The following is a 20,397-nucleotide window of genomic DNA, read 5'->3' on the forward strand; positions in this document are numbered from 1 at the left end:
TCCTGCGCCGACCGGGAGGATCGCTCCTCGTGACTTCTGCAACGGTTTGCAGCAACGCTTTCAGCGTCGCGAGCGACACGACCCCGGCCGTCCCCGCGGCGCGCCTGCACCACCCGTCCGGGGCCGAGCTCGTCGTGGCGCTGCGCGGTGCCGCCGTGCTCGCGTGGCGCGCACCGTGGCGCGGGGCCGACGGGACCGTGCAGGTGGAGGACCTCGTCGACGGGTACGCCGACGAGACGGAGGTCGCCGCGCACGACGCCGCACGGTCCGCGCTCATGGCGCCGTTCGTCAACCGCCTCTCCGGCGGGGAGTACGTGTTCGACGGCGCACGGCACCGCGTGCCCCCCGTCCTGCCGTGGGAGCCCCTCACCATGCACGGGTTCGCCCGCACGCTCGACTGGACGGTCGTGGACCGGGGCGAGGACCCCGCGCAGCCCGCAGACGGGGACCCGGCGCGACCGGTGTCGGTCGTGCTCCGCGCGTCCGTCGCCCGTGACGCGCACGCGGGGTACCCCTTCGCGCTCGCCCTCGAGGTCGAGTACGTGCTCGACGCGGGCTCGCTGGGCGTCGCGCTGCGGGCCCGCAACGTCGGCGCGACCGCCGCGCCCGTCGCCCTGGGCTGGCACCCGTACCTGCGCGTCCCGGGCCACGACACGATCGACCGGCTCGAGCTCACGGTCCCGGCGCGCCGCGCCGTCGTGACCGACGCCGGGCTGCTCCCGCTCGCGGGGGCGGACGCGTTCGGCGCGATCGACGGCGTCGGACCGCTGCCGCTCGCCGGCGTGCGGCTCGACCACGCGTTCGGCGGCCTGCGCACCGACGCCGACGGCCGCGCGCGGACCCTCGTGCGCGACCCCGCGACGGGACAGGGGCTCGCCGTGTGGCAGGACCGCGGGCTCGTCCACGTCTACACGGGCGACGGCCTGGCGCGCCGCGAGCGGGCCGCCGTCGCGATCGAGCCCGTCGAGACCCTGACCGACGCGTTCAACCGCCCCGACTGCGCGGCGGACGTCCGGCTGGAGCCGGGGGACGTGCGGGAGTTCGCGTTCGGGGTCGAGGTCCTGGCGTGACCCACGTCTCGTCCACCCGATTTGGCCTGGTCCGGAACCTCACGTAGAGTAGTGATCACCGACGCGGGGTGGAGCAGCTCGGTAGCTCGCTGGGCTCATAACCCAGAGGTCGCAGGTTCAAATCCTGCCCCCGCTACTCAGAAGGCGAAGGCCCTCGATCTGATGATCGAGGGCCTTCGTCGTGCGCGCGGGTCCGTCCGTCGTGCCGCGGTCCGCGCCGACGCCACGTCGCCTGTGACGCGACCCACCCCGCCGCGGGGCGGCCGGGGGAAGCCACGGCCCACGGCCCGGCGTTATCGTCAGTGGCCGGCGCCCACCACTCCCGCGGGCGCCCGACACCCGGAAGGTCACCATGCGCCGTCTGCGTCCCCGTCCCGCCGTCCTCACCGCCGTCACGGCGGTCGCCGCGCTCACGCTGACGGCCTGTTCCTCGGGAGGCTCCGACGGCGGCGACGCCGCGAGCCCGAGCGGCAGCGCCTCGGGCGACGCCACGCAGTGCGAGCCCGGCGCGCTCCCGACGCTCACCGACGGCGTGCTGACCGTCGGCGCGGGCGAGGCGTACGCGCCGTGGTACATCGGCGAGCACGACTCGGGCGAGGGCTTCGAGTCGGCGCTCATCTACGCGGTCGCGGACCGCCTCGGCTACGCGGCCGACGACGTCGTCTGGGAGACCGTGACGTTCGAGCAGATCATCAGCCCGGCCGTGAAGCCGTTCGACGTCGCCGCCTACCAGACGTCGATCACCGACGAGCGCAAGCAGGCCGTCGACTTCTCCAGCCCGTACCTCACGACGCGCCAGGGCGTCATCGTCATGGAGGACGGCCCCTACGCGGGTGCGACGACGCTCGCCGAGCTCGACGGCGCGCGCATCGGCGTGACGGCCGCGCAGACGAGCCTCACGCTCGCGGAGGCCGCGTGGGGCGAGGACGCGGACATCTCGCCGTACAACGCGGCGGGCGACGGCATGCAGGCGCTCCAGTCCGGCACGATCGACGCGATGGTCATGGACGTCGACCAGGGCGTCGCGGCCTCGACCGAGTACTTCCCGGACTCCGTGGTCATCGGCACGCTGCCGGACCAGGGCGTCGTCGAGCAGTACGGGCTCGTGCTCGACCTCGACTCCGCGCTGACCGACTGCGTGACCCAGGCCGTGGACGAGCTCGAGGCCGACGGCACGCTCGCCGAGCTGCGCACGACCTGGCTCAAGTCGGACGACATCCCCGTCCTCGAGTGACCCGGCCGTGACCGTGCCCGACGACGCGCGCCCGCCCGGGCGGGCCGGGACGCCCGACGGCGGCCCGGGGGTCGCGTGGACGCCGTCGCCGCTCGCGCTCGACCGCGCGGCGTTCCGGCGCGCCCAGCGCCGCCGCTCGCTCCTCGTGGCGCTCGCGAGCACGGTGCTCGTCGTCGCGGCGGTCGTGCTCGTCGTCGTCAACGCGCCCGGCTGGGAGCGCGCGCGGACCGCGTTCTTCGACCCGGCGATGGCGTGGGAGTCGCTGCCCGCGATCCTCGAGGGGCTGTGGCTCAACCTGCGCGTGTGGGTCGTCGCGGGCGTCGTCGGCACGCTGCTGGGGCTCGGGCTGGCGATCGCGCGCACGAGCCGCATCCCCGCGCTCTTCCCGCTGCGCGCGTTCGCGATCGGCTACGTCGACCTGTTCCGTGGGGTGCCGCTCCTGCTCGTCCTGCTGCTCGTGGGCTTCGGGCTGCCCGCGCTGCGCCTGGAGTGGCTGCCGACGTCGGGCGCGTTCCTCGGGGCGCTCGCGATCGTCCTCACGTACACCGCGTACCTCGCCGAGGTGTTCCGCGCGGGCATCGAGTCGGTGCACCCGTCGCAGGTCGCGGCCGCGCGCTCGCTCGGCCTGACCCGCGCGCAGACGACCCGCCGCGTCGTGCTGCCGCAGGCCGTGCGCAACGTCACCGCGCCGCTCGCGAACAACCTCGTCTCGCTCCAGAAGGACTCGGGCCTCATCTCGGTGCTCGGCGCGGTCGACGCGATCCGCGCGGCGCAGATCGCGACGACGGGGAGCTACAACTTCACGCCGTACGTCGTCGCGGGGATCCTGTTCTTCCTCGTGTCGTTCCCGCTGACGCGGGCGGTCGACGCGTACCAGGCGCGCCGCGGTTGGGGCCGGTCGCTCGCGACCGTGAGCGGGGCGGGGGACATCCGATGAGCGCGTCCGTCCGGCCGCCCGGCGCGACCCGCCAGGACGCGGGCCCGGACCACCTGCTGTCGCTGCGCGGGGTCCGCAAGACCTTTCCCGCCGCGGGCGTCCCGGGCGGGCGGCGTGTGGTGCTCGATGGCATCGACCTCGACGTCGACGCGCACCGGTGCGTCGTGCTGGTGGGGTCCTCCGGCTCGGGCAAGTCCACGCTCCTGCGCGTGGTCAACCTCCTCGACGAGGTCGATGACGGCCAGATCCTGCTCGACGGCGAGGACGTCGCGGACCCGCGCCTCGACGCCAACCGGGTCCGGGCGCGCATGGGCATGGTCTTCCAGGCCTACAACCTCTTCCCGCACCTCACGGTGCTCGACAACGTGACGCTCGCGCCGCGCCTCGTCCACCGGCGGGCGCGCGCGGAGGCGGAGGCGGCGGCCGTCGAGATGCTGGGCCGGGTCGGCCTGGGGCACAAGGTGAGGGCGTACCCCGACCAGCTCTCGGGCGGCGAGCAGCAGCGGGCGGCCATCGCGCGCGCCCTCGTCAACGGGCCGGAGCTCCTCCTGCTCGACGAGGTGACCTCGGCGCTCGACCCCGAGCTCGTCGGCGAGGTGCTCGACCTCCTCGCCGAGCTGCGGGCGGAGGGCCGCACGATGGTCGTCGCGACGCACGAGATGGGCTTCGCCCGCCGCGTCGCCGACGAGGTCTGCTTCCTCCACGAGGGCCGCGTCCACGAGCGCGGCACCCCGGATCAGGTGCTCGGCGACCCACAGCGCGAGCGCACCCGCGAGTTCCTCCGCCGCCTCCACGCATGACCCGTCCCCCCCCCGGGGCCGCCGAACACGACATGAGGGTCGTTCTGAGCGTCTTCGCGGCCTTCAGGTCGTGTTCGACGGCGGGTGGTGTCGTTCTCGTCGACCAGTGCGCCCGGGGCAGGGCGACCCTGCGGGCGGCTGGTAGGGTCGCGCGCAGCGTCGCGTGCTGGTGGCGGACCACGTCAGGCATGGAGGCGCCGAACCCGGAAGGGGGAGCCGTGACGGCACGGACCCTTTCCTCGTTCCTCACCGGTGAGTGAGGGCGAGAAGACCAGGCTCGTGGCCTGGTACGACGAGATGCAGACGGTGCACGGGCGGCTGAGGCGCGCGTTGGCGCTGGTGCGCGAGGCGGCAGCCGAGGCGGACGAACCGCCCGGCTCTCGGCGACCCGGAGCAGACCCGCCCCCTGGGGCGCGACCCGGCGCCGGGACGAGGGTCGCAGCGCACGACCGCCCGGCACGGGACGGCGGGGCGCAGGGGGCCGGGCACGACCCGGCGCCCGCCACGGACCTTCTCGTGTGGTGCCGCGGGTTCTGCACCGCGCTCACGCGCCACCACACCGCCGAGGACGCCGTGCTCTTCCCCGAGCTGGAGCGTCGCCATCCCGACCTGGCCGGCGTGCTGCGGCGCCTGCGCCAGGACCACGGGATGATCGCGTACCTCGTCGCCGACCTCGAGCACGCGCTCGACCGGACGACGGACCCTGAGGCGTCGCGCGACGCCGTCGGGCGTCACCTCGACGGAGTGGGCGCGATCATGGAGTCGCACTTCCGGTACGAGGAGCGCGCGCTCGGCGGCGTCCTCGCCGCGCTCGACCTCGTGGCGTCGCGCGACGACGTGCTCGGTCCGCTCTGACGGGCACGGTCGGGCGGCACCGCGCGGTGCCGCCCGACGCCGGCCTGACGCCAGCCCGACGCCGGCCTGACGCCAGCCCGACGGCGGCCAGACGGCGGCCCGAGGGTGGCCCGACGGCCGCCTGGTACCGGCCGTCTCGCGACGGCTGCTCAGCCGCGCAGGACGAGCACCGCCGTGGCGACGACGGACGCGGACGCGAGGAGCGCGTACGGCCAGACCCACGTCCGCCGCCCGGCGACGCGCAGCACCACGGCCACCGCGAGCGCCGCCAGGGCGAGCACGGGGCCGTCGACGAGCGGGGCCAGGTCGACCGAGACGCGCAGGTTCTCCAGGAGCTGCGGCGGCAGCGGGATGAACGGCGCGCTCCGCCGGGCCGCGCCGTCGGGCACGAGCCACAGCGTGCGCAGCACGGCGAGGACCGCGAGCAGGCGCGGCAGCGCGCGCAGGAGCGCGCCCCCGATCCGGGACCGGTCCACGGGCGACGACGCCGCGGACCGCGAGGACGCTGCCGACCGCGACGACGCTCTCGACCGTGACGACGCCCCGGCCGTCGGTGCCGCGGGCTGCTGCGGCGACGCGGGGAACGCGGGAGCGGTCTGCTGCGCGACGGAGGGCTGCGGGGCCGGGGCGCTCGTGACGGCCGCGCCCGTGATGCGCGGCCGAGCCGACCGCGGTGTGGGACCCAGGTGCTGGACCGGGCTCCGGCGCGGCGGGACCGACGGCGGGACCGGGCGCCCGACCTGCGTGGCGACGAGGTCGGGGGAGTCCATCACCCGGGTCCCCGCGACGGCCGCGGGCGCAGGCTCCGCGGGGGCAGCCCCCGACGGCGGTCGGCCCAGCGTGGAGACCCGCCGGACGGCTACCGGCCAGGCACGTCCGCCCGCCGCGCCGCCCGCCGCGCCGCCCGCCGCGCCGCGCGCCGGGACGCCGTCGGGCTCGTCGGTGCGCAGCCGGGCGACGCGGACCACGGGCGCGGGCCGGGCCGGCGTCACGTGCGGCGGGCGACGGTACGCCCGCCACCCGCGCAGGGTGTCCGGGTGCCCGGCAGGAGGGGTGGCGGCCTGCCACTGCATCGCCTGCCAGAGCCAGTCCTTGAGCTCGGCGGGGGTCCGCCCGTCGGCGACGTGCGCCCCGATGCTCGCCACGTGGTCGGCGATGACCTCCGAGGCCGCGCCGTCGAACCCGTCGCCGTGCACCTCGGCGAGCACGCTCATGAGCGTGGCGTCGTAGACGAGGGCGTGCCACGGCTCCCGGGCCCGACCCACGACGGCGTCGGTCCCGGTCGGCGCGTCCTCCGCGGGCGGCCCGGGCCGGACGGGTGCTCCGGTCGCGGCGGACAGCCCGGCGACGGGGCCGAGCGCCCGCTCGGCCGCGGTGGCGCCGTCCGCCACGATCCGCTGCGTGAGGAGCAGGGTGTCGTCGGCGACCTGCCCGGCGAGCCGGGCGCGGAGCACCGCGGCGACGCTCTCGAGCGCGGGACGGTGGTTCGGCTGGTACCGCGTCATCGACAGGATCAGGTCCTGCAGGTGGGGGTCGATCTCGGGCAGCTCGGCCGGGGACGGGGCGAGCTCCGTCCCGGCCGGCACCCCGACGAGGTCGTCCGGCACCTCGCGCACGAGGTCCTCGGCCTCGAGGTCGCGGCCGAGGAAGTTCAGGTCGGCCGGCACGACGCCCGTGCTCGCGAAGATCAGCAGCAGCCCGAGCGCGTAGACGTCCGAGCGGGGGTGCACGCGCCGGGCGAACAGCTCCGGCGCCATGTACGCGAGCGTCCCGACGGGCTGGGTGGACGTCGCGGTGTCGAACAGCTTGGCGATGCCGAGGTCGATGAGGACGGCGCGGTCGCCGTCGACCATGATGTTGGCGGGCTTCAGGTCGCGGTGCACGCAGTGCTGCTCCTGCAGCACGAGCAGCGCCTCCGCGACCTGCGAGGCCAGCCGCAGCGCCTGCCGCCCGTCCAGCGGGCCCGACGCGCGGACCTGCTCGCGCAGCGTGGTGCCCGGTACCAGCTCCATGGCGAACCACGGCTGGTCGTCGTCCAGACCCGAGCGCACGAACGCGGGGAAGCCGCGTCCGCCCACGGCCTCCAGCAGGCGCGCCTCCTGCGTGAAGCGCTCGCGCGAGCCCTCCTGCAGGCCCGTGAGCACCTTCACAGCCACCTCCGCGCCGCCCGCGTCCGTGGCACGGTAGACGTGCGCGAACCCGCCGTGCCCGAGCACCTCGCCGAGGGTGAACGGGCCCCGGCGGTCACCGCTCGCCGGCACCTGCCGGACGGGTCGCCGGGGCAGCGGCGCGGGCGACGGCGGGCTCGGGTGGGTGTCGTCGTCGGTCGCCGCCGGGAGGACGGACTGCTCGGGGCCGGGCATGGGCGCAACGTTACAAGCGCGCACGTCCTGGACGTAGCAGACAAACCCGTTCTGGACTCCGCTCGCCGCGGCGCCGCCACCTGGCAGGCTGGGACGCATGGTCAACCGCCTCGCCGACGCCGTGAGCCCGTACCTGCGTCAGCACGCCGACAACCCCGTCGACTGGTACCCGTGGGGCGCCGAGGCGTTCGGGGAGGCGCGGCGCCGCGACGTGCCGGTCATGGTGTCGGTCGGGTACGCGACGTGCCACTGGTGCCACGTCATGGCGCGCGAGAGCTTCTCCGACCCCGCGGTCGGCGCGCAGCTCGCGCGCGGCTTCGTGGCGGTGAAGGTCGACCGGGAGGAGCACCCCGACGTCGACGCGAGCCTCCTCGCCGCCGCGAGCGCGTTCACGTCGGACCTCGGCTGGCCGCTCACCGTGTTCACGACGCCGGACGGCGCCCCGTTCTACGCGGGCACCTACTGGCCGCCGGTCCCCGTGGCGGGGCGGCCCGCGTTCCGGGACGTGCTCGACGCCGTCGCGCAGGCGTGGGAGCTGCGGCGCGACCAGGCCGTCGAGACGGGGGAGACGATCCGCGCCGCGCTCCGGGACGCGGCCGCGGGGCGGCGGACGGGGGTGCCGCGCGCCGCGGCGACGACGGTCGCCGCTCCGGGGGAGCCCGGCGCACCCTCCGGGGCCGACGCTGGACCGGTCGGCCGGCTCGCCGACCATGCGCGGACGGTCGTCGACCGGCTCGAGGCCGCGGAGGACCGCGTGCACGGCGGGTTCGGCGGCGCGCCGAAGTTCCCCGTCGCGCCGACGCTCGAGCTCCTGCTCGACCTGGCGGCGTCGTCCGTCGTGGACCCCGAGGTCGCGCGGCGCGCCCTCGTCCTCGCCGGCCGCACGCTCGATGCCATGGCGTCGAGCCCGCTGCGCGACGTCGACGGCGGGTTCTTCCGGTACGCGACCCGGCCCGACTGGTCGGAGCCGCACTACGAGCGGATGCTCTACGACAACGCCCAGCTCCTCTCGGCCGCGACGACGCTCGCCGTGCTCCGGCGCACCGGGCCGGTGGACGGCCCGCTCCGCACGCCCGCGCCCGCTCCCGGGACGCCGGACCCGGGCGAGGGCGCCGCGCGGGTCGCGGCCGACGTCGGGCGCTTCCTGCTGCGCGTGCTGCGCCTCGCCGACGGCGCGTTCGCGAGCGCGCAGGACTCCGAGTCCGTCGTCGACGGCGAGCGCGTCGAGGGTGGCTACTACCTGCTCCCGCCCGCCGAGCGGGCGCGTCACGAGCCGCCCCGGCTCGACACCAAGGTGCTCACCGGCTGGAACGGTCTCGCGATCGAGGCGCTCGCGCGCGCCGGCCACCACCTCGACCTGCCCGACCTCACCGACGCGGCGCGCGCCGCCGCCGACCGGCTCCTCGCGACGCACGTGCGGTCCGACGGGACGCTCGTGCGGGCCTCGGAGAAGGGCGTCGCGTCGGGCGCCGTCGCGACGCTCGAGGACCACGGCGCGCTCGCGACCGCGCTCCTCGTCCTCGGCGGCCTGACGGGAGAGGCCCGGTACGTGCGCGAGGGCGTGCGCCTCGTCGACGCGACCCTCGGCGCGGACGGCGAGCTGCGGGCCCCGCAGGGCACCGACCCCGTGCTCACCGGCCTCGGGCTCGCGGCGGGCGCCGCCGCGGACGCGTCGGAGGGCGCGGTGCCGTCCGGCACGACGGCCGCCGCGCGGGCCGCGCTGCTCGCCCACCTCGCGACGGGCGAGCCCCGCTACCGGGACGCCGCCCGCGCGCACGTCGCCGCGTCGCCGACGGCGAGCGAGCACCCGCTCGGCGCGGCCGGGGTGCTGCGCGTCGCCGTCGGGCTCGCCGAGCCGCCCCACCAGCTCGTGCTCGTCGCGGACCCGGAGCTCCGCGAGGCGTTCCGGCAGGTCGCGCGGGACTGGTACCACCCGGGCGCGCTGCTCCTCGGCGCGACGCCCGGCGACGCCGCGGCGCTCGCGGTCGACGGCGTCGGGCTCCTCGCCGGCCGCGGACCGGGCGCGTACCTGTGCGCCGACTTCGTGTGCCGGCTCCCGGCGTCGGACCCCGACGCGCTGCGGGCCCAGCTCGGCGGCTGACGTCCGGCTCCCCGGGGGTGCAGGGGTCCCACCGCGGTCGCATGATGGAAGAGCGGTGCGGCACGAGGAGGAGCCATGAGGGCATCGGTCGGGGACAGGATCGTGACCGCCTCGGGGGTCGTCGGCGGAGCGGTGCGCGACGGGGTGGTGGTCGAGCTGCGGCACGAGGACGGGTCGCCCCCGTACCTCGTCGAGTGGACCGACACGGGGGAGCGCACGCTCGTCTACCCGGGGTCGGACAGCTACGTCGAGCACGTGCCCGGCGCGGAGGCCGGGAGCGGGGCCGGCTCGACCAAGGTGTGGCGCGTGCAGGTGAGCGTCGTCGAGTCGGAAGGTCGCACGACGGCGGAGGCCGTGCTGGTCGCGGAGGTGCCCGGTCACGTGCGGACGGTCGGGCGCGCGCGGCGGGACCCGCACGACCTGGACGTCCCGCTCATCGGTGACGAGATCGCCGTCGGGCGCGCGCTGCGGCGGCTCGCGGACCGGCTGCTGGACGACGCCGAGTCCGACATCGAGTCGTCGACGGGCGTCCCGGCGCACGTGCACCTGTGACGGCGGCACCCGACGCGCCGGTCGCCCTGCGAGCCGTCGTGCACGGGCGCGTGCAGGGCGTCGGGTTCCGCTGGGCGACGCGCGAGCGGCTCACCGTGCTGGGCCTCGACGGGGCGGCGACGAACCGTCCCGACGGCACGGTGGAGGTCGTCGCCACCGGGCCGCGGGACGCCGTCGACCGGCTCGTGGCGTGGCTGCGCGACGGTACGACGCCGGGGCACGTCACCCGGGTCGACGTCGACGCGCGCGAGGGGTGACGCCGTCGCGCGGACCGACGCGGGCGCGGGTCGGGCGACCGCTCAGGAGTCCGCGCGGGCCAGGACCGACTCCCAGTGCCACGGCTCGGGCACGCGGCCGTCCGGCTCGGCGAAGTCGGGGTGCGTCCAGCCGAAGGCCTCGGCGTTCTGCTTGAGCCACTCGTACTGAGGTGTGCCGAACGCCTGGACGCCGCCGCCCAGGTCGACGGCGAACCCCAGACCGTGGTTGGAGCAGCCGGGCGGCGCGGCGATCGGCGACGACGGGTCGTAGAGGCCCGCCTGCTCCTCGTACGTGCGGTAGGAGGAGTTGATCGTCAGGTGCACGCCGAACCGCTCGAGGTACGCCGCGTCGAGCGCGACGAGGCCGTCGAGCACGTCGGCCCGCACGCGGTCCGACGGCGACCACGGGATCGCGGCCAGGGCGGAGTCCGGCACGCGTCCGCCGTCGGGGTCCCACACCTGGTCCGGCGCGGGGCAGGAGACGGCGTCCTGCGCGGTCGACATCTCCTCGGTCGACGTGGCGACGGACGCCAGGTCGGCCTCCAGGTCGAGCACGGCCTGCTCCAGGGCGGCGAGGTCGTCGGCGGCCGCACCCGCCCCGGCGGTCTCCGCCGTCGCCGCGGCCGCGTCGAGCGCCTCCCGGAGCCGGGCGCGCACCGCCTCGTCGGCGCCCAGGCCCTCCGTGGCGGCGTAGATCTTCTCGCCCTGCTCCTGGACGGGCGCGAGGCTCGTGCGGGCCGCCTCGACCTGGGCCCGCGCGTGCTCCAGCATCGAGGCGTGCACGGCCTGCGACGCCTGCTCCAGGGACGCGGTCGCGCCCGTCGTGCCGGTCGTCATCCGGTCGACGAACGACGCCCCGAGCAGGGCGCGCGTGTCGTCGACCTCGACCGCGAGGGCGTCCCGGACCGCGGGGTCGGCGACCTTCCCGTCGGACGTCGTGAGCAGGGTCTGCGCCGTGGTGGCCTGCGCGGCCAGGTCGTCGTAGGTCGACCCCCGGTACCAGACCAGCCCGCCGCCGGCGGCACCGAGGAGGAGCGCCAGCGTCACGACGACCGCGACCCACACGCCGCGGCGCCGACCCGTCCCCCGGGCATGCCGCCGCTCCCGCCCGGTCGGGTAGCCCGAGGGGCCGGTGGAGGGTGGGGTGCTCGTGACGGTCACACCGCCAGAACCTACGCCACCCCGCGGGTGCCCCCGGACCGTTCGCCGGGTGTGCGGGGACACGCTCACCGAAGTATCACGATCCCCGCCGGACCCTCCCCAGATGGTGTCCCCGGCGACGGTGCCGGGGCGAGGTGGGGAGGGGCCATGAAGCGGCTGGTGCTGTGCTGCGACGGCACGTGGAACTCGCCGGTGAACGCGAGCGTGTCGAACATCGAGAAGATCGCGCGCTCGGTCCGCACCGGCATCGGACCGGACGGCGTCCAGCAGATGGTGTTCTCCGTCGAGGGGGTCGGGGCGCAGGGCTACCTCGTCGACCGCCTGCTCGGCGGGGCCTTCGGGTATGGGCTGACGCGCAACGTCGTCGCCGGCTACCGCCATCTCGCGCTCAACTACGAGCCCGGCGACGAGATCTACGTGTTCGGGTTCAGCCGCGGCGCGTACACCGCCCGCAGCGTCGTCGGCATGGTCGCGACCGTCGGGCTGCTCACCCAGGACTCCCTCGCGCGCGACCACCTGTGCGACGCCGAACGGATCTACCGCGTGCGCGACGCCGCCCAGCGGGCGGAGCAGGCCGCGGCCTTCCGCGCCCAGCACTGCCACGACCACGTCCCCGTCGCGTTCCTCGGGGTGTTCGACACCGTCGGCGCGCTCGGGGTCCCCGGGCTGTCGCGCCGGCGCAGCCGGTTCCACGACCTGCGCCTGTCGACCGACGTCGAGTGCGCCCGGCAGGCCCTCGCGATCGACGACCGCCGCATCACGTTCGAGCCGTGCCTCTGGGACGTCCCCGTCTCCATGGCCGCCCGGGTCAAGCAGGTGTGGTTCCCCGGCGGGCACAGCGACGTCGGCGGCGGGGCCCGCGCCCGCGCGCTCTCCGACACCGCGCTCCTGTGGATGGTCGGCGAGGCGATCGCGCGCGGGCTCACGTTCGACGAGCACCGGCTGTTCGCCCAGCTCCACCACGAGGACGAGTTCGTGTGCCGGTTCCGCCCCGGCCTGCTCTTCGGTGCGCTCAACCTCCTCAAGCGCCTGCACCCGCGCCCGCGCTTCCGCGGCGACCGACGCGTGCTCGCCGGTGTCCCGACCCCGCCGGACACCGTCGACGCCGTGTACCTCGCCCAGACCGCGGCGTACCTCACGGCGGACCCCGACTCCGAGTACGCCCGCCACGCCCGGAACGTCACGTGGTGGCGCGAGAGCGCCGGGCCGGGCCTGGACCGCCTGGTCGAGCCGGTCCCCGGCGGCGCCCGGGAGGACCGGCCGCTCGTCCTCGCGTGACGGAACGACCGGACACGCACGGTCGACGGGCGATCGCTGATCGGCGACGGCCCGGACGTGGACGCACCGCCGCGGCTGCCCGGGGTGCGGGGACGACGCCGTCCGCTCGCCGGGTGCGACGCGCCCGCCCCGTGCCATGCTGGGCGGCGTGAGCGAGCAGACCGCAGCACCCGTCCCGGCCGAGCAGCTCGTCCCCGCCGACGCGCACGTGCTCGGCGACCCGGACGCGCCCGTGACGATCGTCGAGTTCGGCGACCTGGAGTGCCCGTACTGCGCCGCCGCCGCGCCCGTGCTGCGGCAGGTCGTCGAGTCGTCGGGCGGCGAGGTGCGCCTCGTGTTCCGGCACTTCCCGCTCTTCGAGATCCACCCGCACGCGCTCTCCGCGGCGCTCGCGGTCGAGGCCGCTGCGGCGCAGGGCCGGTTCTGGGAGATGCAGGCCGCGCTGTTCGAGCACCAGGACCAGCTCGGCGAGGCCGGCCTCGCCGACCGGGCCGAGGAGCTCGGCCTCGACGGCGCCTCGGTCGTGGGGGACGCCGCCCAGCAGTACGCCGCGCCCGTGCAGCGCGACTACGCCGACGCCCTCACCCTGGGGGTCCAGGGCACCCCGACCCTGTTCGTCAACGGCGTCCGCTACCGCGGCCGCGTCACCGCCGACGGCCTCCGCACCGCGATCGAGGCCACCGCCCCGCCGAGGTAGAGCCATGGTTGCGCGAGGTAGAGCCCTGGTAGCCGAGGTAGGTGCGTGGTCAGCCCAGGTAGGGCGTGGTCAGCCTAGGTAGGGGCGTGGTCAGCTCAGGTAGAGGCCTGGTTTCGTGCCCGGCGGCGGTCTGGTCACCTTGGGTGGGCGGGGTGGGTGGTGGTGCCGCGTCTACCATCCGCCGCTCGTTCCTCGCGGCTCCCGCCAGGCCCGACCACGACGCGGCACCACCACCCACCCCGCCCTACTCCGTCTCACCCTGGTCGGCCCTCACCATGGGCGACCGCCCGCGGGGTGGGGCTCGGCTCGCGCCGCGCAGCAGCCGGGCCGCGCGACCGGCCGGGTCGCCGCACCGCCGGGCCCGGAACGCGTCGCCGGCCGCGGCACCGTCACGTCGAGCCGGTGGTTCGGGCGCGTCCGGCGCGCGGGACGAACCCGCGTCGCCTGCTCGACCCACCAGGACGGCCTGGTCGGCCTCGCGCCGAGCCGCCACGGGCACTCTGCTCCGGCGGGCAACCCGATGGTCGCGAGCGGCGACCGACGTCCCGGGCGAGACGATCGCCGAGCGGTGGGGGTGGGCTCGGATGCGAAGGGGCGTCAGAGCGGCGCTCCTCGAACCCACGGCCGACAGGCCGGGGTGACGGCGCCGCAGCCCCGAGCACCGAGGCCACCCGCGCCGCGGACCCGACCCCGCGGGCCTGCGACCAGACCAGGGTTCCCCTCGCCCGACCAGGGTTCTCCCTCGCGGGGTGGGGTGCTCAGGTGGTCGCCGGTGGGCGCCAGGGGAGGGGTGGGAGCTCGGGCGGGGGGCCGTCGGCGCCGGGGGAGCACAGGGGCCAGCGCTCGCCGACGAACCGGAGGGCGAGGGAGCCGAGCACGGCGGCGACGAGCGAGCCGGCGAGGATGCCGATCTTGGCCTGCTCGATGAGCGCCTCGTCGTCGAACGCGAGCTCGGCGATGAAGAGCGAGATGGTGAAGCCGATGCCGGCGAGGATCGCGCCGCCGAGCAGGTGCGAGTAGCGCACCCTGCCCGGGAGGTCGCCGAGCCCGAGGCGCAGGGCGAGCGTCGCGGCGCCGAAGATGCCGACGGCGTTGCCCACGACGAGCGCGACGGCGACGCCGATCGTCACGGGCGACGTCGCCGCGGTCCGCAGCGACTCGGCGTCGAGCCGCACGCCCGCGTTGGCGAGGCCGAACACGGGCACGACGACGTACGCGCTCCACGGGTGCAGGACGCGCTGGAGGCGTTCGCTCGTGGGCACCGCCGCGCGCGCGGCGAGCTCGGTGAGGTGCTCGCGCTCCGCCGTCGTCTCCTGGGCGAGACGCTTGGCGTACTTGGGCACGACCGCGATGTCGACGGGACGCGACGAGCGCGACGGGACGAGCAGCCCCACGAGGACGCCGGCGAGCGTCGCGTGGACGCCGGACGCGTAGACCGCGCCCCACAGCGCGATCCCGACGAGGACGTACGGCGCCAGACGCCACACGCCGAGCCACCGCAGCACGACGATCACGACGACGAGCACGGCGGCGACGAGGAGCCCGGAGAGCCAGAGGTCGTCGGTGTAGAAGAGCGCCATGACGGTGATGGCGCCGATGTCGTCCACGACGGCGAGCGTGAGGAGGAACAGCCGGAGCTGGTCGGGGCAGCGCGGTCCGAACAGGGCGAGGATGCCCACGAGGAACGCCGTGTCGGTCGACATGACGATGCCCCATCCGTGCTGCGCGGGCGACCCGGCGTTGAAGGCGACGTAGATGAGCGCCGGCACGGCGAGGCCGCCGAGCGCACCGAGCGCGGGCACTGCGACGGTCCGCCGGTTGCGCAGCTCCCCGCTCGTCACCTCGCGGTTGATCTCGAGCCCGATGACGAGGAAGAACACGGCCATCGCGGCGTCGTTGACCCAGTGGTGCAGGTCCATCTCGAACGACCAGGGCCCGACGTGCCAGCCCGCGGTCGCCGACCACAGGTCGTCGTAGGCGCCCGACCAGGCGGAGTTGGCCCACACGAGCGCGACGACGGTCGCGACGAGCAGCAGCACCGCGCCGCCCGCCTCTGTCGCGAGGAACGACCGCAGGGAGGGCGCGACGGGGCGCAGCTGGAAGCGCAGCGGCGGGCCCGGCCGGGCGGGGACGCGGACGATCGGGAACGAGGACGGCGGAGCGGGCTCGGTCACGGGGCCTCCGGGTGGTCGGGGACGGGCGACGCCCCCGGGCGTCGGACGTGCGAGCGGGGATCTTCGGGCCTTCGGGCCAACCCTGGGCCGGCCCTGCGCTGGGACAACTCTTCCGGGCGGGAGTTCCTTCCGCAACGGGCCGGGTGTGGCGGAGTTCTCCACCGCCCTGTCCACAGTGTGGAAAAGTTCTTCCGAATCTCTTGTGTCCTCGGTCACGCGCTGCTAGCGTCGTGCGTGCCAACGGCGGGCCCGGGCCGAGCGACACGCTCGGTGGTCGACGCGATCGATCCGACACCGGCAGCTACCTACCAGGCGGAAGTGACAACTCGCCTGCAGCGGCCCGCCGGCCGCCTCCTCCCGGCTCATCGACGAGCCGGACAGCCGGAGGCGGAGCACCCGGCGTCGCTGCCCGAACCGTGGAGAGTCACCATGGACACTCTTGTCGTGGACGCAGCACACCTGGACCGAGCCGTCGCCCTCGCGGTCGACAGCGTCGCGAACGCCGGAGGACCCTTCGGCGCCGTGATCGTCACCGCCGACGGGCAGGTGTTCGAGGGCAACAACCGGGTCACGCAGGACAACGACCCCACCGCGCACGCCGAGGTCACCGCGATCCGGCGCGCGTGCGCCGCACTCGGCACGTTCGACCTCACCGGCGCGACGCTCTACTCGAGCTGCGAGCCCTGCCCCATGTGCCTCGCGTCCGCCCTCTGGGCGCGCGTGCAGACCGTGTACTTCGCCGCCGACCGCCACGACGCCGCGAGCGCCGGGTTCGACGACGCCGAGTTCTACGACTTCTTTGCCGCGGACCCGGCCGACCGGAGCATGCGGGTCGTGCACGAGCGCACGGCCACCGCCACCGCGCCGTTCGACGCGTGGCGCGTCCTCGAGTCCCGGATCGAGTACTGAGCGGCCGCGCGGCCGATCAGCACCGCGATCTCGCACCGAAAGGACACAAGGACGTGACCCTCCTCGGCACGCGGCGGGAGACCGCCGAGAACGACGACGCACGCGGCACCGGCCCGGCCACCGGCCGGCTGGACCGCTTCTTCAGGATCACCGAGCGCGGCTCGACCACGGGGCGCGAGCTCCGCGGCGGCCTGGTGACCTTCTTCGCGATGGCGTACATCGTCATTCTCAACCCCCTCATCCTCGGCGGGACGAGCGCCGAGAACGCACCCGTCGACGTCGCGGGCGGGTGGCTCCAGACGGCGCAGGTCGGTGCGATGACCGGCCTCGCCGCCGGCGGTCTGACCATCCTCTTCGGCCTCGTCGCGAACCTCCCGTTCGCGCTCGCGGCCGGGCTGGGCATCAACTCGTTCCTCGCGGTCGCCGTCATCGGCGACGTGACGTGGCCCGAGGCGATGGGGCTCGTGCTCGTCAACGGCCTGCTCATCGTGCTGCTCGCCGTGACGGGCGCGCGGTCGGCGATCTTCAACGCCGTCCCGCGCCAGCTCAAGGCGGCGATCACCGTCGGCATCGGCCTGTTCATCGCGTTCATCGGGTTCGTCGACGCGGGGTTCGTCACGCGCACCCCGGGCGGGCCGCCGGTCCAGCTCGGCGACGGCGGCTCGATCACGTCGGTCCCGACGCTCGTGTTCGTCGTCGGCCTGCTCACCATGGGCATCCTCGTGGCGCGCAAGGTCAAGGGCGGTCTGCTCATCGGTCTCGTCGCGACGACCGTCGTCGCGATCGTCGCCGAGTCCGTGCTGCACCTCGGCCCGGCGTCCGACGACAACCCCGGCGGCTGGCACCTCACGGTGCCGACGCTGCCGAGCTCGCTCGTCTCCGTGCCGGACCTCAGCCTGCTGGGGCAGTTCTCGTTCGGCGCGTTCGACCGGATCGGGGCGCTCGCGGCGACGATGCTCGTGTTCACGCTGTTCTTCACGAACTTCTTCGACGCGATGGGCACGATGACGGGGCTCGCCAAGCAGGGCGGCCTCGCCGACGCGGACGGCAACTTCCCGCGCATCAAGTCGGCGCTCGTCGTCGAGGGCGTGGGCGCGGTCGTCGGCGGCGCGACGTCGTCGTCGTCGAACACGGTGTTCGTCGACTCGGCCGCGGGCGTGGGCGAGGGTGCGCGGACGGGCCTCGCGTCCGTCGTCACCGGCGGGCTGTTCCTCGTCGCGATGTTCCTCACGCCGCTCACGGCCGTGGTCCCGATCGAGGTCGCGAGCGCGGTGCTCGTGGTCGTCGGCGCGATGATGATGGGCCAGATCAAGGAGATCGACCTGACCGACTTCACGGTCACGCTCCCGGTCTTCCTCACGATCGTGACCATGCCGCTCACGTACTCGATCGCCAACGGCATCGGGATCGGGTTCGTCACGTGGGTCCTGCTGCGGTTCGCGTGCGGCAAGGCGCGCGACGTCCACCCCCTGCTGTGGGTGGTCGCGGCCGGGTTCGTCGTGTACTTCGTGCGCGGTCCCCTGACCGCGGTCGTGGGAGGCTGAGCCTCGACATCGACCGCACGGCCGACGGGTCGCCCGCTCCTCCGGGTGGCCCGTCGGCGTGCACGGGAACGTGGGAGGGCAGGCATGGCCGGGACTGCGCGCGTGAGCGTCGACGAGCACCGCGCGGACGTCGCGGCGCTCCTCGCCCCCCTCGTCGAGGCGGCCCGACGGCGCACGCGCACCGAGACCGTCGTCCTCGCCGACGCGCTCGGCCGGGTCCTCGCGGGCGACCTCGTCGCGCCCGTCGCCGTCCCGCTGTTCCGCAACTCCCAGATGGACGGCTACGCCGTGCGGGCCGCGGACGTCGTCGGGGCGAGCGCGGACACGCCCGTCCGGCTCCGCGTCGCGGCCGAGATCCCCGCGGCCCCGGGCGTCCCTGCGCGCCTCGCGCCGGGCACCGCGGCCCGCATCATGACGGGTGCGCCCGTGCCCGACGGCGCGGACGCCGTCGTCCCCGTCGAGGACACCGTCGCGGGGACCTTCGCGGGCACGTCGCGACCCGACGTCGGCGGTCCCACGGGGGCCGACCCGACCGTCCCCGGCGCGAGCCACGCGGTCGAGGTACGGGTGCCACGGTCGGCGGGAGACTTCGTGCGGGAGGCGGGCTCCGACGTCCGGCCCGGCGACGTGCTCCTCGCGGACGGCACCGTCCTCGCGCCGCACCACCTCGCCGCCGCGGCGGCGTGCGGGGTGGGGGTCGTGCGGGTGGTCGCCCGGCCGCGCGTCGCCGTCCTGTCGACGGGGTCGGAGCTCGTCGGGCCGGGCGAGACGCCGGGGCCGGGCCAGGTCTTCGACGCCAACGCCGACGCGCTGGGCGCCGCCGTGCGGCGCGCGGGCGGGGAGGTCGTGCGCACGGCACGCTGCGGCGACGACGCCGCGCGGTTCGCCGCCGTGCTCGCCGAGGCGACCGCGGTCGCAGACCTCGTCGTCACGTCGGGCGGCGTGTCGCAGGGCGCGTACGAGGTGGTCAAGGACGTGCTCGGGGGCCCCGGTGCCGTCGCCGGTCAGGACGCCGGTCGGGAGGTCGGCCGGGCGACGTCGCCGGGCGTCACGTTCCGGTCGGTCGCGATGCAGCCCGGCGGGCCGCAGGGGTTCGGCACCGTGCACGGGACGCCCGTGCTCACGTTCCCCGGCAACCCGGTGAGCGCCCAGGTGTCGTTCGCGATATTCCTGCGCGAGCCGCTCGAGCGGGCGGCGGGTCTGCCCGGGGCCGAGCGCGTGCGCACGGCGGTCCTCGCCGAGCCGCTGACCTCGCCCGCGGGGAAGCGACAGCTCCTGCGCGGCGCGACCGGCCCCGACGGCACGGTCCGGGTCGTCGGGGGAGCGGGGTCGCACCTCGTCGCGTCGATGGCGCGGGCGGACGTGCTCGTGGACGTGCCCGCCGACGTGACAGAGTGGGCCGCCGGGACCGAGGTGGAGGTACGAGAGCTGTGAGCGAGACGCAGGGCGAGTCCCCGGGGGCGGCCCAGGGCGGGGCGTCCGAGGACGTGAGCCGCGTGACGACGGACGTGCTCGACGACGCGGTGTCGCGCGCCGTCGAGGACGCGGTCGCGGGCCCCGAGTGCGGCGCCGTCGTGACGTTCCGCGGCGTGGTCCGCGACGTCGACGGCGGCCGCGGCGTGACCCGGCTCGACTACGAGGCGCACCCCGACGCGACCGCGGTGATCCGACGGTGCGTGGCCGGTGTGGCGGCCGAGACCGGGCTGCGCGTCGCCGCCGTCCACCGGTACGGGACCCTGGGGATCGGCGACGTGGCGCTCGTCGCGTCGGCGGCCGCGGGTCACCGCCGTGAGGCGTTCGAGGCGTGCTCGCTGCTCGTCGAGCGCATCAAGGCGGAGGTGCCGATCTGGAAGCGGCAGCACTTCGACGACGGCGTCTCGGAGTGGGTCGGGCTGTAGCGGACCGACCCCTGCGACCGCGCCGGCGAACGAGCCGCCGAACGGGCCGGCGAACGACGAGAGGCGAGAAGTGGCCCCCGGCTCGGGCCGGGGAAGGACCACTTCTCGCCTCTCGTGCGTCGGGCTGCGGATCCGCCGTGCGACGACGATGTCGGGCGGGACGCTCCCGGTCTCGCGCTCGTCGCGCGGACCGTGGGTGGGTCGGGTCGGGTCAGCGCGTGGTGGGGCGGTTGTCGAGCAGCATGCCGATGCCCAGACCGACGGCGGTGCCGAGGACGAGGCCGAACCAGCTCAGCACGACGGTCCCCACGACGGCGCCGATCGCCGCGCCGAGGACGCTCTTGGTCCCGGCCTTCCAGCTCCCGGAGCGCTCGTCGGTGCGGTAGATCGGCAGCGCGGAGGTGGTGTTGTCCGGCGTCGCCGTGGGCGCGTCGGAGGGTGAGTTCGCGGGGCGGTTGAGGGGTGCAGGGGAGATCGTCGTCACGGCATCCATGGTAGGAAGGCCCGTCCCGCGTGACCTGGGCAGACGCGTCGCGGTGACCGGCTTCACCCTATGATCTGCGCCAC

Annotated in this window: 18 protein-coding genes and 1 tRNA gene; 15 read left to right on the plus strand and 4 right to left on the minus strand. The window is 75.6% G+C overall.

Going from position 1 to position 20,397, the window contains the following annotated elements:
• The first annotated feature begins 29 nt into the window (after window positions 1–29).
• From ABRQ22_RS19685 to ABRQ22_RS19710, 6 genes are all read left to right on the plus strand, one after another.
• Entirely contained in the window at window positions 30–1,070 is a 1,041-nt protein-coding gene (locus tag ABRQ22_RS19685; protein ID WP_353707905.1) for an aldose 1-epimerase, read from the plus strand.
• Between the two features lie 62 nt (window positions 1,071–1,132).
• A tRNA-Met gene (locus ABRQ22_RS19690) sits at window positions 1,133–1,206 on the plus strand.
• Window positions 1,207–1,422: 216 nt separating this feature from the next.
• Window positions 1,423–2,304 carry an ABC transporter substrate-binding protein gene (locus ABRQ22_RS19695; protein ID WP_353707906.1) on the plus strand — a complete coding sequence of 294 codons (882 nt, stop codon included), beginning with the start codon at window positions 1,423–1,425 and terminating at the stop codon, window positions 2,302–2,304.
• Window positions 2,305–2,311: 7 nt separating this feature from the next.
• Window positions 2,312–3,241 carry an amino acid ABC transporter permease gene (locus ABRQ22_RS19700; RefSeq protein ID WP_353707907.1) on the plus strand — a complete coding sequence of 310 codons (930 nt, stop codon included), beginning with the start codon at window positions 2,312–2,314 and terminating at the stop codon, window positions 3,239–3,241.
• A complete protein-coding gene (locus ABRQ22_RS19705; RefSeq protein WP_353707908.1) occupies window positions 3,238–4,041 on the plus strand; it encodes an amino acid ABC transporter ATP-binding protein in 804 nt (267 codons plus the stop codon). Before ABRQ22_RS19700 ends, ABRQ22_RS19705 begins: the two co-directional genes overlap by 4 nt.
• A 279-nt stretch (window positions 4,042–4,320) precedes the next feature.
• Window positions 4,321–4,896 (plus strand): hemerythrin domain-containing protein, encoded by a 576-nt coding sequence (locus tag ABRQ22_RS19710; protein WP_353707909.1) that lies wholly within the window; start codon window positions 4,321–4,323, stop codon window positions 4,894–4,896.
• Between the two features lie 149 nt (window positions 4,897–5,045).
• Here the strand turns inward: ABRQ22_RS19710 and ABRQ22_RS19715 are convergent, their stop codons facing one another.
• On the minus strand, window positions 5,046–7,259 hold the full coding sequence (locus ABRQ22_RS19715; protein ID WP_353707910.1) for a serine/threonine-protein kinase: 2,214 nt from the start codon (window positions 7,257–7,259) through the stop codon (window positions 5,046–5,048).
• A gap of 97 nt (window positions 7,260–7,356) precedes the next feature.
• Here ABRQ22_RS19715 and ABRQ22_RS19720 point away from each other — a divergent pair, with 97 nt between their 5' ends.
• The 3 genes from ABRQ22_RS19720 (at window position 7,357) to ABRQ22_RS19730 (ending at window position 10,169) form a co-directional block, all read left to right on the plus strand.
• A complete protein-coding gene (locus tag ABRQ22_RS19720) occupies window positions 7,357–9,360 on the plus strand; it encodes a DUF255 domain-containing protein (protein WP_353707911.1) in 2,004 nt (667 codons plus the stop codon).
• 75 nt (window positions 9,361–9,435) lie between these two features.
• Window positions 9,436–9,912: a dsRBD fold-containing protein gene (locus ABRQ22_RS19725; RefSeq protein ID WP_253050958.1), complete on the plus strand. Its 477-nt coding sequence runs from the start codon at window positions 9,436–9,438 to the stop codon at window positions 9,910–9,912.
• Window positions 9,909–10,169, plus strand: a complete 261-nt coding sequence (locus ABRQ22_RS19730) for an acylphosphatase (protein ID WP_353707912.1) — start codon at window positions 9,909–9,911, stop codon at window positions 10,167–10,169. The genes ABRQ22_RS19725 and ABRQ22_RS19730 overlap by 4 nt, the downstream gene beginning before the upstream one ends.
• Window positions 10,170–10,211: 42 nt before the next feature.
• Here ABRQ22_RS19730 and ABRQ22_RS19735 read toward each other — a convergent pair whose 3' ends face one another.
• On the minus strand, window positions 10,212–11,330 hold the full coding sequence (locus ABRQ22_RS19735; protein WP_353707913.1) for a M15 family metallopeptidase: 1,119 nt from the start codon (window positions 11,328–11,330) through the stop codon (window positions 10,212–10,214).
• Between the two features lie 147 nt (window positions 11,331–11,477).
• Here ABRQ22_RS19735 and ABRQ22_RS19740 point away from each other — a divergent pair, with 147 nt between their 5' ends.
• Window positions 11,478–12,608, plus strand: coding sequence for a DUF2235 domain-containing protein (locus ABRQ22_RS19740; RefSeq protein WP_353707914.1), 1,131 nt, complete (start codon window positions 11,478–11,480; stop codon window positions 12,606–12,608).
• A gap of 148 nt (window positions 12,609–12,756) precedes the next feature.
• Window positions 12,757–13,305, plus strand: a complete 549-nt coding sequence (locus tag ABRQ22_RS19745) for a DsbA family protein (protein ID WP_253050962.1) — start codon at window positions 12,757–12,759, stop codon at window positions 13,303–13,305.
• A gap of 758 nt (window positions 13,306–14,063) precedes the next feature.
• On the opposite strand, the gene nhaA is transcribed toward ABRQ22_RS19745, so the two are convergent.
• Entirely contained in the window at window positions 14,064–15,479 is a 1,416-nt protein-coding gene (gene nhaA / locus ABRQ22_RS19750) for a Na+/H+ antiporter NhaA (RefSeq protein WP_353707915.1), read from the minus strand.
• Window positions 15,480–15,908: 429 nt separating this feature from the next.
• Here nhaA and ABRQ22_RS19755 point away from each other — a divergent pair, with 429 nt between their 5' ends.
• From ABRQ22_RS19755 to ABRQ22_RS19770, 4 genes are all read left to right on the plus strand, one after another.
• A complete protein-coding gene (locus ABRQ22_RS19755) occupies window positions 15,909–16,388 on the plus strand; it encodes a nucleoside deaminase (RefSeq protein WP_253050964.1) in 480 nt (159 codons plus the stop codon).
• 53 nt (window positions 16,389–16,441) lie between these two features.
• Entirely contained in the window at window positions 16,442–17,932 is a 1,491-nt protein-coding gene (locus tag ABRQ22_RS19760) for an NCS2 family permease (RefSeq protein ID WP_253050965.1), read from the plus strand.
• An 84-nt stretch (window positions 17,933–18,016) separates the two neighbouring features.
• Window positions 18,017–19,366, plus strand: a complete 1,350-nt coding sequence (glp, locus tag ABRQ22_RS19765) for a gephyrin-like molybdotransferase Glp (RefSeq protein WP_353707916.1) — start codon at window positions 18,017–18,019, stop codon at window positions 19,364–19,366.
• Complete coding sequence (locus ABRQ22_RS19770) at window positions 19,363–19,830, plus strand: molybdenum cofactor biosynthesis protein MoaE (RefSeq protein ID WP_253050967.1); 468 nt, start codon at window positions 19,363–19,365, stop codon at window positions 19,828–19,830. The genes glp and ABRQ22_RS19770 overlap by 4 nt, the downstream gene beginning before the upstream one ends.
• 211 nt (window positions 19,831–20,041) lie before the next feature.
• Here the strand turns inward: ABRQ22_RS19770 and ABRQ22_RS19775 are convergent, their stop codons facing one another.
• A complete protein-coding gene (locus tag ABRQ22_RS19775) occupies window positions 20,042–20,314 on the minus strand; it encodes a DUF456 domain-containing protein (RefSeq protein ID WP_253050968.1) in 273 nt (90 codons plus the stop codon).
• Between the last annotated feature and the right edge of the window lie 83 nt (window positions 20,315–20,397).

This window comes from Cellulosimicrobium sp. ES-005 (assembly GCF_040448685.1).
GTDB lineage: Bacteria > Actinomycetota > Actinomycetes > Actinomycetales > Cellulomonadaceae > Cellulosimicrobium > Cellulosimicrobium cellulans_G.